A 14,269-nucleotide genomic window follows, 5' to 3' on the forward strand; every position below is an offset into this window, starting at 1 on the left:
ACTACCTCCCGGCCCGAGCCGCGGGGCGGCTCCGACGCGCTCGTGGTGTTCCCTGAGCTCCGGCGCCGCCGCCGTAGCCGTGGTGCTGGTACTGCCGTCTCCTGCGGTGCTTCGGTAGCGGGCGGTTCGCCCGTACCCGGACGCGGGATGCGCTGGCGGCGCCACCCGTGCCCGTGGTCCGTTCTCTTGGTGTGTTGAGCTCTTTCGCCGCCATCGCGGCCACGGCGCCCAGCGGGCGCTCGTGGCTGATCTTGGCCGTGATCAATCTGGTGATCACAATTGTGGCGACGAAGGCCCAGGCGGTCGAGAAGAACCCGAAGCTCCAGCCCGCCCACCGTTCGACGGTGAGCACGAGCAGGAAGACCGGGATACCGACGAGCCACGCGACGTAGCGGGCTCTCCAGGGAAAAGTCGCTTTCGGCGGGCCGAGCCATACGGCATCGACCCGGTAAACCTCGTCATCGGTGCGGATACGCAACGCGAGCCCTCAGCCTGTGAAGAGGCCGGCGATCCACTGGCCCACGTTGACTCCGGCGCCGCTCACCGCGAGGCCGATGATCGCCAGCGCGATCACGACACCGGCGAGTCGGCGCATGACACCCGCGTTGTCCCCTTTGCCACCGCCCAGCCACAACAGGAGGAGCGCGACGGCCAGCAGCACCAGGGGGATGATGTTGTCGATCAGCCAGGTACGGACGTTGCCGGTGCCGAGCTCGCCGGCGGCCAGCGTGTCGAGGGTGGTCAAGGTCATCATCGCATTACTCCCGGTGCGCGGAGAGGGGGTTCGCGCGGTTCTGGCTCGGTGGTGCTTCGAACATCATGGCGTCACGAGGCGTAGTGGTCAAAGCGCGCTCTGTAGATATCGTTTTGTCTACTGATCACAGAGCGAGGCACAGCACCACGACCATCCTCGGTCTCCATCATCGTTGCAAGGGTCGTCAGGATTAACCCCGGCCACCCGTATTTCGCAGTGTGCGAACGGCCTCACTCGCTTGCGAGGCATCTTGCTCACTGTGAGTACGGGTCGGCCGAGGAGAATCCGGCCTCGACCAGTGTGACATGACTCGTTCGGTGGCTTCTCGCGAGTCCGCTGGGTGAGCACGCATTCGACAAAAAACGTGAACGCCGATCAAGCGAAAGTCACGCTTCCGTTACCCAAAGCGAAATCGGGGGCGGCATTTTCACTACATAGCGTGATTATCGGCCCGTCGAGAACACATTCGCGGGAAAAGCGCCCGCTTCGACGGCCTGGCGGCTCAACGGCCCGCACAGCTCGTGAAGCCGCTTGGTCTTCTCCTCGCCGAGATGCTCCCAAGGTCCCGCCGACGCCGCGTTCGTGGCGACTTCGAGCCGCTCGCGAAGATCGTTCCCCGCTTCGGTCAGGCCGCCCTGGTCGTCGAGGATGCCCTGCTCGCGCAGCTTGGCGGCCGCGCCGTCCCACTCCTCGTCGCTCCAGCCGCGGGAGGCCTTGGCCGCTTCGGGCAGGAAACCCTTGCCGGTGGCGGTGTGGGTGACCAGGGCGGCGAGCCCGTCGACACCGTTGGCGACCAGCGCGGCGATGTGGCCGTCTCCGCGGTGCTCGCGCAACAGGGTGATGGCGTGCCAGAGGACGAGGTGCGGCTCGTTCGGCCAGTCGAGGCCGGCGTGCCCGGCGTAGAGGGGGCGGCCATCCACCTGGCACCCGCCGGTCGCCTCGCGGGCGAGTTCGGCCGCCTCGGCGACCTGCTCGGAGCCGAGGGTCTCCTTGCCGAGCAGCCGGGTCAGCGCCGCGTCGACGGCTTCGAACCGGGCGTCGATGATCTTTTCGGGCGTGGCCAGCGTCCACGCGCGCGGGATGTGGCGGGCGACCAGCTCGGGATTGAAGTTGTAGAACGTCGCCGCGACCACGCCGGGACCGACCGCGCCCATCGGCGCCGCGCGGCCCGCGAAGTAGGTCATGCGCCCCGGGCGGAGACCCACGCCGGTGAGCGCGGCTTCCGTCTCGGGGGCGAAGTAGGTAAGGGAATGCAGTACATCGAACGTTCCGCGGAAACGTCCCGTGACCCGACTCGCTTCACCCATGGGGCACCCTACCGGCAGGTAGGTATCGGGCGCAGGTTTCGGCGCCGGATGGAGCAAGGGACCTTTGCTACCACTTCGGGGAGGGTGCGTGGAGATAGGGACGTTGAGTGTCCCTATCTCCACACACCCCCTACCCGCGTGGCGACCGTGTGGATTCTGTTGCGTTGGGTGACCCGAAATCCACACAGTCGCCGAGTAAGGGAGCAAGGGACCTTTGCTACCACCGGGGCCGCTGACCTGCGGAAAGAGAGCAGGGGACCTTTGCTACCACCCGGGCTGAGGTGTGTGGAAATAGAGACGTTGAGTGTCCCTATCTCCACACACCCCCTACCCGCGTGGCGACCGTGTGGATTCTGTTGCGTTGGGTGACCCGAAAACCACACAGTCACGACCCAAGGGGAGCAAGGGACCTTTGCTACCACCCCGGGAGACGACACGGGAACCGAACCAGCTCGGCTACGTCATACTCCTGACGACGGATCACCACTGCGCACGGGAGCGACGATGTCCGCCCAGATGGAACAACTGATCGCCCAATTCGAGAATTTCCAGGCCAAGGTGCGCCAGGCCGAGGCTCGGTTCGCCGAGGTCGGCGACATGCAGGAGCGGATCGCGCAGGTCGAGAACTCCGTGACCTCCCCCTCCGGAGAGGTCACGGTGGTCGCCGGGGCGGGCGGAACCGTCACCGACCTCCGGCTCAGCGCGGGCGCCATGCGCCTCGAAGCGGGTCACCTGTCCTCGATCATCATGAGCACCCTGCGCAAGGCCGTCGCCGGCGCAGCCCAGCAGCAGGCCGGGATCGTGGACGACACGTTCGGTGAGGCGTTCGGCGTCAACACGTCGGAACAGGTGCGCGAAGCACAGGCCGAGGCGTTCGGAACCGTCGAGGAAGAACCCGCGTCTCAGCAGCAGCAACCGCAGCAGCCATCCCGCCCGGCGCGCCGCCCCGCCCCGCGGGACGACGACGACTACTTCGACGACGGCTCCTTCCTGCGCCGCAGCTGACCGAACCGACCGAGGGACTCCCACGATGTCAAAGGGAATCGAGACGAATATCGCGGCGATCGCCGCGTACGCCCAGCAGCTCCCCTATTACGAGCAGGAAGCGGAGAAGTTCGGCGCCAAGATCGACGCCGCCGACGTGACCGACGAGGCGTGGGGCATCGTCGGGATCTGGGCCAAACAGGGCTACACCGATCGCCTCGGCGAACTCCGTTCGCTGATGAACGACATGAAGGACGGCGTGGACGGGTTCATCTCCAAGCTGAACAAGGCCTCCGAGATGTACCGGGGCATCGAGGAAGCCGGAAAGGTCGAGTTCGGCAAGCACGCGGCGACCATCGACGAAACGCTCGGAAAGTAGGGGTCATGACCGAGGAGAAGTCGAGCATCGCCGACGGCCTCAACGTCCAGGCGTACGACGAGAGCATGAGCGCGAATCTCGATCGCGCGATGGGGCACGTGCCGGTGGCCGGCACGATCTACAAGTCGGGCAAGTCGATCGCCTCGCACGCCCAGCAGGCCGCCGAGGCGGACAACCCGGCCGAGCTGGCGTCCGCGGGTGCCGCGCTGGTCGGCGACGGGGCCGCGTTCGTCGGCGCCGCCGCGGCCGACATGGTCACCTTCGCCATGGACCCGATCGGCTGGCTGGTCAGCCACGGGCTGAACATGCTGCTGGAGCTGGTCCAGCCACTGCAGGACGCGTTGCACCAGGTCACCGGCGACGGCCCGGCCATCGGGCACGCGTCGGAGAACTTCGTGACCCTCGCGAACGGCTTCGTCGCCCTCGCCGACGACTTCGAGAAGACCGGCGACGCGGCGCTCGCCGAGTGGGTGGACGACGCCGGCAAGGCGGCGAAGGAAGCGCTGGGCGACTTCTCCGCGGGGATCCGCGGCGTCGGCTCGGCCGCCGGATCGGTGGCCGAAGTGCTGCAGATGTGGTCGATGGTCATGGTGGTCATCGAAGAGCTGATCAAGGGGATCATCACCGAGCTGATCTCCTGGCTGATCACCATCTGGCTGCCCGCGCTGGCGGCTTCGGTGATCAGCTTCGGCAGTTCGGTCGCCGCCGCGATGACCGCGTCCATCGCCAAGGCCGCCAGCGTGCTGCAGAAGGTGACCAAGTATCTCGGCAAGTTCGGCAAGCTGCTCGACACCTTCATCGAGTACCTCGCGAAGTACGCGACCAAGGTCGTGGACATGACGAGGAAGTTCCGGATCGGCACCTACGCCGGTGAGTCGAAGTTCTCGCTGAACGTCCTGGAGAACACCGCCGGGGTCGCGCTCACGCCAAGCAACCGGGTGCTCACCACGATGTTCGGCACCTCGGTCGGCGCGCGTCCGCTGGTCTCCGGCGCGGCCGTCAAGGGCGGCATCGGAGCCGGGAAGGGCGCGTACACCGAGGGCAAGGAAGCCGTGACGCCGGAGGGGGAGAACGAGCCGTGGTTCAACAAGAGCGAGATCGGCGGGGACAAGAGTCCGGAGGAGACGCGGGGGAACCTCGACATCTGAGCGACTCCCGGCAGCGGGCCGCGGACAAGATCTTCGCGCACCAGGAGCGCATGGAGGACAAGGCGGAGAAGGCCCTGGTCCGTCCTGGCTTCCGTGAACGGGTCGAGGAACTGATGGCGAGCCAGTGGCGCGAGCCGGTCCTCGTGCTGCGGCTGGGTGACACCGACCTGGGTTTCGACGTGCCCGGCAGGCGCCTGGACGGCACGGTCAAGGGGAAACGGCTCGTCCGCCGGTTCTTCTGGAACGTCTTCCGCGGTATCGGCGGCGCGTTCGTCTACGTCTTCGCGCTGCTGAACGGGGCGGGCAGCGGCGGCGGCAAGGGCGGTCACCCGTTCCAGCGGGAGATCCGCGTGAAGGGCCCGGCGAACGCGATGGTGCTGGAGCCGGTCGACCGGCTGCGCAAGGCGAGCGGGCCGTGGCTGGTGTGCTCGCCGTCCGCGATCGCGCTGGTCGACACCGGTTCGACCTACCGGGACCTTGCCGACGCACCGCCGCCGGAGATCCTCTGGCAGGCCAGGAAGCCGCAAGCGCCCGCGATCGACTTCCGCAAACGGGTCATCACCTGGCCGGACGGTTCGAGTTTCGCGTTCACCCTGCACGGCCGCACCGAAGAGCGGCATCTGCGGGAGCGTTTCGAGTTCCCGGACACCATCCACTGGACCGGACGGCCTGACGCGTCGAAGTAGCCCGCTCGGTGGTCCAGGGCTGAAGGACGCTTTCCCCGCATGCGATGCGGGGAAAGCGTCCTTCGCCGGTTTTGCCGAGTGACCCATCCGGGCTCCGAGGCAACAGCGACCCGCCGAAGTAGCTCGCTCAGTCTCCCCAATGCGACATTGGGGACCCCCGCAACCAGCGCCCTCAAGAAGTAGTACGGACGAGCCGGCGTGTAAGCCGGATCCTGTCCTCGCCCCGCCTTGCGGCTGGGCGAGTGGCGGCCATCCATCTAGGCCCGCCGTCGCCGGCGGGCTCGAGCGGCCTACCCGCAGGCTCGGGCGGGCAGCCCTCGATCGCCTGCGCAGGAGCCTCGCGGCTCCCTCTTGGCCTTGCTCCGGGTGGGGTTTACCTAGCCGTCCTGGTCACCCAGGACGCTGGTGGTCTCTTACACCACCGTTTCACCCTTACCTCCGCCCGCGAAGCGAGCGAAGGCGGTCTGTTTTCTGTGGCACTGTCCCGCGGGTCGCCCCGGGTTGCCGTTAACAACCACCCTGCCCTGTGGAGTCCGGACTTTCCTCGAACCGGTCTCCCGGCTCGCGGCCGCCCCGCCGACTCGTCCGTTGGCGAATCCTACTGCACGGGTGCGGGCAGGCAGTTCAGGTTGCGCCGCCCGTCGGGTTGGACCACGAACCACACGTGGTCGGTGCCCTGTCCGGTCCATTCGCCGGGCCGCGAGTTGGCGAACTTGTAGAGCGGCCAGCCCGCCAGAGTCACCTGCTTGGCGCCTTCCGGACGTTTGATGGTGTCGACCAACGCGGGATCGATGCCGGTCACCGACGGCGTGCCGGTGGTCGTGACCGGAGTCCACACCGCGGCGCAGTCGCCGAGGCATGCCGAACGGGCCTTGTGCGGGTTGTCGCGTTCGTAGCGGAAGAGCACGGCGCCGGTCTCGTCGAGGACGGCTTGCCCCATCCGGGTCATGTAGACGGCGGTGAGCCGCGTGCCGGGCGGAGCGTCCGCCGGGGCAGTGGCACGCGAAGTGACGGGTTGCGACACCCGCGGGCTGGGGAGCGATTCCGTCACCGGTGCCTGAGCCGTCAGCGAAACGGGGTCAGCCGCCTGCCACCACATCGCGGCGCCCACGACGAGCGCCGCGATGACGGCGAGCATGGTCAATCGCGATCGGCGCATCGGGCGTCTCCGTTTCTCCCGGGTGGCTGACGGGGTTCTGTTCCGCGATCTCGTTGGTCCAGTGGAGGACGGCGGACGGGCTGTCGAGGCCGACGACACCGACGAGCCGTCCCTTGCGGACGAAGCCGGTGACGGGCCGTTCACCACCGACGGGTGAGGCGAGCGCGACGGTGTCGGTGCCGAGCTTCGGGATGCCGCCCGCCTGGATGCGCATGCCGTGCTGTTCGGACCAGAACCGCGGCACCGGCGCGAAGGGCCGCGCGGCCTGCGGGCCGGCGAGGAGGCTCTCCGCGGCCGCCCGGCCCATCTCGACGGCGTTGAGCCAGTGCTCGACCCGCCGCGGCGTCTCGTCGAAACGCAGGTTCGGCCACTGCGCGACGTCCCCGGCCGCGACGATGTTGGCCATCCCGAGCACGTGACAGGTCGGCGAGCAGACGACGCCGTCGTCGAGCGGCAGTTTCGCGCCGCGCAGCCACGAGATCGACGGCACCGTGCCGACGGCCACCACGACGCACGAGACGTCCAGGATCCAGCCGTCGGAGGACCGCAGCCGCAACCCGTTCGGCGTGGTCTGCCAGCTGTCGATGGACGCGCCCAGCGCCAGCCGCACCCCGCGCGAGCGGTGCAGCGCCGAGAGCTTCTGCCCGATGTGCTTGCCGACGACCTCGCCGAGCAGATTCGCCGACCGGCCGATGATGGTGACCTCCCGGCCGATCTCGCGCAGGCTGGCGGCGACCTCGCAGCCGATGAACCCGCTGCCCAGCACCGCGACCGGGCCGTGGTCGGCGGCCAGGTTGTCGCGCAGTTCCGCGGCGTCGGCCAGGGTCCGGACGACGACCACCCGCGGATGTCCGTGCGGCACACCGGAAAGCCTCCGGGGCTCGACGCCGCTGGCGATGACGAGCCCGTCGTAGGGCAGCTCTTCCGCCCCGGGCAGGTGGACGACCTGGCGGCCCGGCTGCAGATGGGTGGCCGGGGTGTTGAAGCGCCATTCGGCGTCGATCTCGTCGGGCCGGGCGAGCATCATCTCGGCCGGGCCGGTGGCACCGGTCAGCAGCTGCTTGGACAACGCCGGCCGGTGATACGGCAGCTCCGGCTCGTTGCCGACGATCACCAGTTCGCCGTCGAACCGCAGTTCCCGCAACCGTTCCGCGCAGCGCAGCCCGGCCAGCCCGCCGCCGACCACGACGATCCGTTCGCTCATCGTCCCGCCCCTGTAACCGGATCGCCCGCATCGGGCAGGCTCTGGCCGCGGCCTGGACGAGCGGCACCTGTTTGGCGCCGGGTTTCCGGAGGTAGCGCAGCTGGCCGTCGCCCTGCAATTGGAAGACCTGCGGCGCTTCGGCCTGGCAGATGGCGTAGCGGTGGCACTTCTTGTCGTCGACGGAGATCCGGACCGGTTCGGCCCGGCCGGTGTCCCCTTCGAGCAGCCCCAGCCGGACCAGCGCCCGCGGCGGGAGCACCCGCAGCACGGTGAGCACGGCCGCGGGGGTGAGCACGGTGATCCCGCCGAGCCAGACCGTCGCGAGATTCCCGTTCGCGGACGCGCCCAGCCAGGAGTGGATCGCCAGCAGGCCGACCGCGAAGTAGCCGGCTTGATGGAACCGCTGCCCGCGGAGATCGGCCGCGCCCCGGCGCACCGCCGCGGTGACCGAGAGGGCGATGAACAGTTCCAGCCCGACGACGCCCGCGGCGTGCCGGGCGAACCCGCCGCCGGCGAACGGGATCAGCAGCGCGAGGACACCGAACGAGTCGTCATCGAGGAAAAGGTAGGACAGGCCGTGGACGACGCCGGTGGCGAGACTGAACACCGCGAGCACGACGTGACCCCCGCGTAACGCGTCGTGACCGGTGACGCGCCTGATCCAGCCGGTGGCGCTCAGCACGCCCCACACCAGCGTCAGGCACATGGTCACGTAGGCGAACCGGCCCGAGAGGGCGGCGATGTCCCGCACCCCGCTGTCGTGCGGCGACGGGGCCGGGATGACCGCCAGCAGCGTGGCGTTCATCCGCGCCTACCCGATGCCCCGAGTACCCGGACGAGACCGAACGTCGCGCCCCCGGCGATCCCCGCCATGAGCACGCCGAGCGCGACGTCGCCGCCGTCGAGTTCGTCACCGCCGCCGGGAGCGACCATCAGCGAGGTGGTCTCGGCGATGCCGGTGCTTTCGAGCAGGGTCATATGCCGCATGACGGTGTCGACGGCGGTTTGGGCGAACGACCGCATCGCGTCGTCTCGGGTGGCGGCCCGGACGTGGGAGGCGAGACCGAAGACGCTCCCGTGCACGGCGCGGGCGCGATTGACGTAGAGACGGTCGAAGTCGGCACCGGCGGCACCGGCGATCTCGTCGCTCCAGGAACGCTGTTCCACGGTGGGCTCGCCGGGGAGTTCGACGCGGACCTTCGACGCGAGCGCGCGGACCTGGGCGTCGAGCCGGTCGTGGTCGTCGGCGAGTTTCCGGCCGACCTCCCGTACCCGCTGCCCGCTCCCGCGCTGTTCGGCCTGACGACTGATCGGCCCTTCCCACAAACTCACTTGGCGCATCCGGACGAGCAGCTCCCGATCATGGGAGTCGATTTCCGCGAAGGCATGGGCGGGCGTTCCCACCCATATCACCAAGCAGGCGATCACCAGTCCGAACAGTCGATAGATCATTTCACCCGTCCCCGTTCTCAAAGTGCCTCACTGGGAGTACGGCGAACCGGAGCGGCCGGTTCGATCTAGCCAGACCAAGCCAGTGTGATGTGCATCACACGACATATTTAGAACCGTTTATCGCTGCCATACGTACCGGACGACTAAATGTAAACGGACCACTACTGCACATGGCCCACGGCGATAGTCTGCGCTACGGTGTACGAACCCGTGAAATCCTCCACCGCCGGGGAGGTGTCGAAATTTATGGAAGCAGTGGGCAGAGGATGCCGGTTCGATGGCGACCATCCGCAGAGCCAGGTTTCCGACGAGCTTGTTTCGGTGCTGTACAAGGATTTCCGGGACACCCTGTTCGGGCAGGTGATGTACCTGACGGGCCATGATCAACAATGGACGGAGGATGTCGTCCAGGAAACACTGATCCGCGCCTGGCAGCATTCGGACACGTTGAACCGCGAGCCGGGAATGTTGCGCGGCTGGCTGCTCACGGTCGCCAAGCGGATCGTGATCGACGGCTGGCGAAACCGGCGCGCCCGCCCGCAGGAGGTCGAGCTGGACAGTTCCGAAAACGCCGAAATAGCGGACCAGACCGAACAGTCACTGTCCGCACTCGTCATTTCCGAAGCGCTGCGTTATCTGGACAGCAAATATCAGGCTGTCATCTACGAGACGTATCTGACCGGGCATACGGTCCGGGAGGCGGCGGTGATATTGGGGATCCCGGAGGGAACGGTCAAATCACGGCTGTACGCGGCTATGAAGACATTGCGACGGTCGTTAGGAGAGCTGGGTTCGCGATGAGGAAGCGAAAGGTGAAACACACCGATGTGGCGGCGTACGTACTCGGTGTGCTGGACCGGGCAGAGGCGCACGCCTTCGAGAAGCATCTGAAGGGCTGCGCGCGGTGCGGACGGCAGGTCGCGGAATTCGCGTCGGTGGAGGACGCGCTGGCGAGGGCCGATCTGCGCTACCTGTCCCCCGTCGCCACGCGATGTCGTGGCCGGCTGTCGCTGATCACGGCCAACCTCGTCGTGGTCTTCCTGGCGTGTGTCGTCGCGGCCCTGATGTCGTCGCAACGTTCGTCCCGGCGGATCTCGTCGGATGCGGACATCTCGGCTCCTGCTCCCCTCGACGACCAGCGATCACTCCCGTTACCGCTTACGTTCGAGTAGTCTGCCGCAAGCCGACACGAAGGTCTCTACGGTGCATACCGAAGTAAATCCCGAGAGTCCCTTCGGCGGGCCTTCGGTACCGAAGCGTCGCGCCGCCGGGTTACTGGGCCGAGACAGCGAACTCGACACGATCACCGGCCTGTTCCGCGCCGCCCTGCACGGCCGCGCCGTCAGCGCGGTGGTGGTCGGCGAGTTCGGCATGGGCAAATCGGCGGTGCTCACCGCGGCGGGCGAGCTCGCCGGAGCGACCGGGTTCACCGTCGCGATCGCCACCGCGTCCCGGCTGGAAACGCATCTGAGCGGCGGTGTCGGCCGTCAGCTGATCGAGGGGCTGACCCACGCGGCCGCCGACCCCGGATCGCCGCGGCCGCGCACCCCGCACGCGGCCGAGATCCTGCCGGACCACCGTCCCCGGACCGAACAGGAACAGACGGAGGCGCTCGACGCTTTCTGTCACGCGGTCCGCCAAGCCGCCGAACAGGGGCCGGTCTTCCTCGGCATCGACAACATCCATCTCGCCGACCCGTGGTCCATGCGCTGTCTCGCCTACATCCGGCATCGGGTCGAGCAGTTGCCGGTGGTGGTCGTGCTGACGTCGCTGATCGGGCATCTGCAGACCGGCGAGGTCGCCCTGCTGGAGATGTCCGGCTGCACCCCGGCGACGATCCGGCTGCGCGGGCTCGGCACGCGGCACGTCGCCGAGTTCCTCCGCATCTCCCCCGGACGGTTCGCCGAAGAATGCCGCGAGGTCACCGGCGGCAACCCGTTCCTGCTCGGCGCGCTGCGCCGCCGCCTGGTCCCGGGGATGGATCCGGACACCGCGGGGTCGGCGATGATCGGCGAGGTGCTGCGGGTCCGCATGCACGAGTACACCGCCGCGCCGAAGATGCTCGAAGCGGTCGCGATCCTCGGCGAGGACGCGAGTTTCGACCTGCTGGCACAGCTCGCCGGGGTCGACGAGGGCACCGCGATGGAGGCCATCGACACGATGGTGCGCGTGCACCTGCTGTCCAACAGCCACCGGCCGTCGCTGACGTACCGGTTCGTCCGCAACTCGGTGCTCGCCGACATGCCGCTCACCACCAGAGCGGTCACCCAGTCGCGGGCGGCTCGGCTCCTGCACGACGCGGGTGCGGCGCCGGAGCGGGTCGGCGTTCATCTCCTGGAGGCGACCGCGATCAGGATTCCGTGGGCGGTCGACGTCCTGCGGCTGGCCGCGCGGCATTCGGTGGTCGAGGGCGACCCGGAGCTGTCCGTCCAGTTCCTTTCGCGCGCGCTCGAAGAACGGCTCAGCGAACGCAAGCGGATGGCGATCCTGCTCCAGCTCGCGCACGCGGAATTCCACTGCGACCCGGATTCGGCGCCGGCCAGGGTGCGCGAGGCCGTCGACCACATCGACGACCGGGAAACCGCGGCCTTCGTCGCGACGGCCATGATCCTTTCGCTGTGCTGCGGCCCGGACGCGCGGCTGGCGATCAACTCCGCCGGCCAGTTCGCCGCACGGCTCGACGCGGGCGGGCCCGACGCCGTCTGGCCGCTGCTGTGCATGACCTATCTCGCCGAGGCGGGCAGCAGACTCGGGCCACCGCCGGACTTCCGCGACTTCGAACGGCAATGGGCGCCGCTGAACGATCCTGCCGCGCAGCAGAGCCGATCGGGTCTGCTCGCGCTCGACACGGTGCGCGGCGGGACGTCTTCGGCGAACGCCGTCCGCCATTTCGGGGAGGCGTTGTCCGGCGAGCAACCCGAACTGTTCGAGCAGCCGTACTTCTTCACGCTCGCGACGGCCGCGCTCGCCGACGAACCCGCGCTCACGGACAAGCTCTGCCAAGTGCTCGACACCAAACGCCTGCCGTGGGACTTCCACGTGCCGAAAGGCGCGCTGGCCACCCTCGCCCGCGGGATCGCCCTGCAGGCCGGCGGAGACCTGGTGCGCGCGAGTGTCCACTTCGAATCGCTGGTGCGGCAATTCGACGAACGCGGCGTCACGAGCCGTTGCCCGATAGCGGTGCTGTGCGCGGCGAGACTTGTCGAAGTCTCGGTCGACCTCGGCCGCCACGACGTCGCGAAGGCTCTGCTGGAGCGCATCGATTTCGGTGCCACACAAGCACTTTTCACGCACAACTATCTGCTCTACGCCCGCGGCAGGCTTCGTGCGGCCACCGGCGAACCGGAACTCGGGTACGAAGACCTGCGCGGCTGCGGCCGCCGTCTCGAACACCACGGCATGCGCTTCCCCGGCTTCGCCCCTTGGCGGGCGCACGCCGCCCGCACCGCGCTGGCGCTCGGCCGCACCGACGCGGCGGCCAGGCTCGCCGAGGAGGACCTGGAGGCGGCGGAACGCTGGGGAGCGCCGAGGATCCTCGGCGGCGCGCTGACCACGGCCGGCCTCGTCCGCGAAGACGACGAGGGCGAACGCCTGCTCGCCAAGGCCGTCGACGTCCTTGGCGGGTCGACCGCGAAACTCGCGCTGGCCGAAGCGCTGACCGAGCTCGGCGTGCTGCAGGCCCGGCACGGGCAAGCCGAGAAGGCGGTCGGAACGCTGCGAACGGCCGTGCAGTCGAGCAAGCACTGCGGGGCGCGGCCGCTGGAGAGGCGGGCCGCGGAGGCGCTGCGAGACGCGCGGACGAGTCTCACGACGGCGAAGGACAACGAACACGGCCTCACCAAACAGGAATACCGCGTCGCGCTGATGGCGTCGCAGGGTCTCACCAACCGGGAGATCGCCGAAGCACTGCACCTGACCCGCCGCACCGTCGAACTGCATTTGTCCGGGGCCTACCGCAAACTCGGCATCACCGGGCGCACCGAATTGAGTTCCGCGCTCGGACGGTCTCAGCGCGTGGACGCCGATTGACGGTTTCCGGGAGTGGCGGGTTCACTCCGCGGCATGCCGGGAATCGCATCCGAACCACTCAAATTCGCCTATTGGGTCCCCAATGTGAGCGGCGGCCTGGTCACCAGTGACATCGAGCAGCGCACCGACTGGGGATACGAGTACAACCGGGATCTCGCCGTCCTCGCGGAGAACAGCGGGTTCGAATACGCGCTGAGCCAGGTCCGCTACACGGCCAGCTACGGTGCCGCCTACCAGCACGAATCGACCGGATTCAGCCTCGCGCTGCTGCTCGCGACGCAGCGGCTGAAGGTGATCGCGGCCGTCCACCCCGGACTGTGGCATCCCGGGGTGCTCGCGAAGTTCATCGCGAGCGCGGACGTGATCTCCGGCGGGCGCGCGGCGGTCAACGTGGTCAGCGGCTGGTTCAAGGACGAATTCACCGGCCTCGGTGAACCATGGCTGGAACACGACGAACGGTATCGTCGTTCGGAAGAATTCATTCGCGTGCTGAAGGAACTCTGGACGAACGACCACGCCGAATTCACCGGTGATTTCTATCGGATCCACGATTTCGACATCGAACCCAAACCGGTCGGGCGGCCGCATCCGGAGATCTTCCAGGGCGGCAACTCCACCGCCGCGAGGAAGCTCGCGGGCCGGGTCTCCGACTGGTACTTCAGCAACGGCAAGGACTTCGACGGGTTCAGCGAGCAGGTCGAGGATGTCCGCGGCTACGCGGCCGCGAACGACCACACCGTCCGATTCGGGCTCAACGGTTTCGTGATCGCACGGGAGACCGAGAGCGAGGCGAAGGCCGTGCTGCGCGAGATCGTCGAGAAGGCGGACACCGAGGCCGTCGAGGGCTTCCGGAGCGCCGTCAAGCAGGCGGGAAGCTCCACATCGGACAAGAAGGGGATGTGGGCCGACTCGGAGTTCCAGGATCTGGTGCAGTACAACGACGGCTTTCGCACCGGGCTCATCGGCACGCCGGAGCAGATCGCCGACCGCGCCATCGAGTACAAGAAGCGCGGCGCGAACCTGCTGCTGCTCGGTTTCCTGCACTACCTGGAAGACGTCGAGTACTTCGGGAAGCACGTGCTGCCCGTCATCCGGGAGAAGGAGGCGGCGCTGCTACGAGCCTCGTGAGTGGCAAGGACGGTTAGAACCGTCCTTGCCACTCACGAG

General features: G+C 68.1%; 14 protein-coding genes, 1 other RNA gene and 1 pseudogene. 8 read left to right on the forward strand and 8 right to left on the reverse strand.

Translation table 11 applies throughout. The annotated features are described in order from the left end of the window. Position 1: 1 nt before the first annotated feature. The 3 genes from MJQ72_RS35525 to MJQ72_RS35535 all read right to left on the reverse strand — a co-directional run bounded on the left by MJQ72_RS35525 (position 2) and on the right by MJQ72_RS35535 (position 2,061). Complete coding sequence (locus MJQ72_RS35525; protein WP_076153445.1) at positions 2 to 478, reverse strand: hypothetical protein; 477 nt, start codon at positions 476 to 478, stop codon at positions 2 to 4. A 9-nt stretch (positions 479 to 487) separates the two neighbouring features. Continuing rightward, positions 488 to 754, reverse strand: coding sequence for a hypothetical protein (locus MJQ72_RS35530; protein WP_005166545.1), 267 nt, complete (start codon positions 752 to 754; stop codon positions 488 to 490). A gap of 443 nt (positions 755 to 1,197) precedes the next feature. Then, the gene (locus MJQ72_RS35535; protein ID WP_240595432.1) at positions 1,198 to 2,061 is read right to left on the reverse strand and encodes an SCO6745 family protein; all 864 of its coding nucleotides are present in this window, start codon (positions 2,059 to 2,061) and stop codon (positions 1,198 to 1,200) included. A 504-nt stretch (positions 2,062 to 2,565) separates the two neighbouring features. Here MJQ72_RS35535 and MJQ72_RS35540 point away from each other — a divergent pair. From MJQ72_RS35540 to MJQ72_RS35555, 4 genes are read left to right on the forward strand one after another with little or no spacing between them, the layout of a single operon-like run. Next, the gene (locus MJQ72_RS35540) at positions 2,566 to 3,066 is read left to right on the forward strand and encodes a YbaB/EbfC family nucleoid-associated protein (RefSeq protein WP_240595433.1); all 501 of its coding nucleotides are present in this window, start codon (positions 2,566 to 2,568) and stop codon (positions 3,064 to 3,066) included. A gap of 25 nt (positions 3,067 to 3,091) precedes the next feature. Continuing rightward, on the forward strand, positions 3,092 to 3,424 hold the full coding sequence (locus MJQ72_RS35545; RefSeq protein WP_240595434.1) for a hypothetical protein: 333 nt from the start codon (positions 3,092 to 3,094) through the stop codon (positions 3,422 to 3,424). 5 nt (positions 3,425 to 3,429) lie between these two features. After that, complete coding sequence (locus MJQ72_RS35550) at positions 3,430 to 4,572, forward strand: hypothetical protein (RefSeq protein ID WP_240595435.1); 1,143 nt, start codon at positions 3,430 to 3,432, stop codon at positions 4,570 to 4,572. 50 nt (positions 4,573 to 4,622) lie between these two features. Next, a complete protein-coding gene (locus MJQ72_RS35555; RefSeq protein ID WP_240595436.1) occupies positions 4,623 to 5,258 on the forward strand; it encodes a hypothetical protein in 636 nt (211 codons plus the stop codon). A 185-nt stretch (positions 5,259 to 5,443) separates the two neighbouring features. Here the strand turns inward: MJQ72_RS35555 and rnpB are convergent. The 5 genes and pseudogenes from rnpB to MJQ72_RS35590 all read right to left on the reverse strand — a co-directional run bounded on the left by rnpB (position 5,444) and on the right by MJQ72_RS35590 (position 9,073). Next, positions 5,444 to 5,842: RNase P RNA component class A (gene rnpB / locus MJQ72_RS35560), an RNA gene on the reverse strand. Positions 5,843 to 5,856: 14 nt separating this feature from the next. Continuing rightward, positions 5,857 to 6,417, reverse strand: coding sequence for a hypothetical protein (locus MJQ72_RS35565; protein WP_240595437.1), 561 nt, complete (start codon positions 6,415 to 6,417; stop codon positions 5,857 to 5,859). Then, the gene (locus MJQ72_RS35570; RefSeq protein WP_240595438.1) at positions 6,338 to 7,621 is read right to left on the reverse strand and encodes an NAD(P)/FAD-dependent oxidoreductase; all 1,284 of its coding nucleotides are present in this window, start codon (positions 7,619 to 7,621) and stop codon (positions 6,338 to 6,340) included. Before MJQ72_RS35570 ends, MJQ72_RS35565 begins: the two co-directional genes overlap by 80 nt. Before the next feature lie 7 nt (positions 7,622 to 7,628). After that, positions 7,629 to 8,426, reverse strand: a pseudogene (locus MJQ72_RS44950) (ferredoxin); the annotation flags it as partial. Then, positions 8,423 to 9,073, reverse strand: a complete 651-nt coding sequence (locus MJQ72_RS35590) for a DUF4142 domain-containing protein (RefSeq protein WP_240595441.1) — start codon at positions 9,071 to 9,073, stop codon at positions 8,423 to 8,425. The pseudogene MJQ72_RS44950 and the gene MJQ72_RS35590, both read right to left, overlap by 4 nt. A gap of 246 nt (positions 9,074 to 9,319) precedes the next feature. On the opposite strand from MJQ72_RS35590, the gene MJQ72_RS35595 reads away from it, so the two are divergent. The 4 genes from MJQ72_RS35595 to sfnG are packed head-to-tail and all read left to right on the forward strand — an operon-like array spanning position 9,320 to position 14,230. Beyond that, complete coding sequence (locus tag MJQ72_RS35595) at positions 9,320 to 9,874, forward strand: sigma-70 family RNA polymerase sigma factor (protein ID WP_240601499.1); 555 nt, start codon at positions 9,320 to 9,322, stop codon at positions 9,872 to 9,874. Positions 9,875 to 9,885: 11 nt separating this feature from the next. Further along, positions 9,886 to 10,245 (forward strand): zf-HC2 domain-containing protein, encoded by a 360-nt coding sequence (locus MJQ72_RS35600; protein WP_240595442.1) that lies wholly within the window; start codon positions 9,886 to 9,888, stop codon positions 10,243 to 10,245. Between the two features lie 31 nt (positions 10,246 to 10,276). Beyond that, positions 10,277 to 13,102: an AAA family ATPase gene (locus tag MJQ72_RS35605; RefSeq protein WP_240595443.1), complete on the forward strand. Its 2,826-nt coding sequence runs from the start codon at positions 10,277 to 10,279 to the stop codon at positions 13,100 to 13,102. Positions 13,103 to 13,135: 33 nt separating this feature from the next. Next, on the forward strand, positions 13,136 to 14,230 hold the full coding sequence (gene sfnG, locus MJQ72_RS35610) for a dimethylsulfone monooxygenase SfnG (RefSeq protein WP_240595444.1): 1,095 nt from the start codon (positions 13,136 to 13,138) through the stop codon (positions 14,228 to 14,230). Positions 14,231 to 14,269 lie beyond the last annotated feature (39 nt).

Source organism: Amycolatopsis sp. EV170708-02-1, from assembly GCF_022479115.1.
Classification (GTDB): domain Bacteria; phylum Actinomycetota; class Actinomycetes; order Mycobacteriales; family Pseudonocardiaceae; genus Amycolatopsis.

Excerpts from the sequence above, each read along its gene's own strand:
- MJQ72_RS35530 (WP_005166545.1), bottom strand. The coding sequence starts at position 754 with ATGATGACCTTGACCACCCTCGACACGCTGGCCGCCGGCGAGCTCGGC.
- MJQ72_RS35535 (WP_240595432.1), bottom strand. The coding sequence starts at position 2,061 with ATGGGTGAAGCGAGTCGGGTCACGGGACGTTTCCGCGGAACGTTCGAT.
- MJQ72_RS35540 (WP_240595433.1), top strand. The coding sequence starts at position 2,566 with ATGTCCGCCCAGATGGAACAACTGATCGCCCAATTCGAGAATTTCCAG.
- MJQ72_RS35545 (WP_240595434.1), top strand. The coding sequence starts at position 3,092 with ATGTCAAAGGGAATCGAGACGAATATCGCGGCGATCGCCGCGTACGCC.
- MJQ72_RS35550 (WP_240595435.1), top strand. The coding sequence starts at position 3,430 with ATGACCGAGGAGAAGTCGAGCATCGCCGACGGCCTCAACGTCCAGGCG.
- MJQ72_RS35555 (WP_240595436.1), top strand. The coding sequence starts at position 4,623 with ATGGAGGACAAGGCGGAGAAGGCCCTGGTCCGTCCTGGCTTCCGTGAA.
- MJQ72_RS35565 (WP_240595437.1), bottom strand. The coding sequence starts at position 6,417 with ATGCGCCGATCGCGATTGACCATGCTCGCCGTCATCGCGGCGCTCGTC.
- MJQ72_RS35570 (WP_240595438.1), bottom strand. The coding sequence starts at position 7,621 with ATGAGCGAACGGATCGTCGTGGTCGGCGGCGGGCTGGCCGGGCTGCGC.
- MJQ72_RS35590 (WP_240595441.1), bottom strand. The coding sequence starts at position 9,073 with ATGATCTATCGACTGTTCGGACTGGTGATCGCCTGCTTGGTGATATGG.
- MJQ72_RS35595 (WP_240601499.1), top strand. The coding sequence starts at position 9,320 with ATGGAAGCAGTGGGCAGAGGATGCCGGTTCGATGGCGACCATCCGCAG.
- sfnG (WP_240595444.1), top strand. The coding sequence starts at position 13,136 with ATGCCGGGAATCGCATCCGAACCACTCAAATTCGCCTATTGGGTCCCC.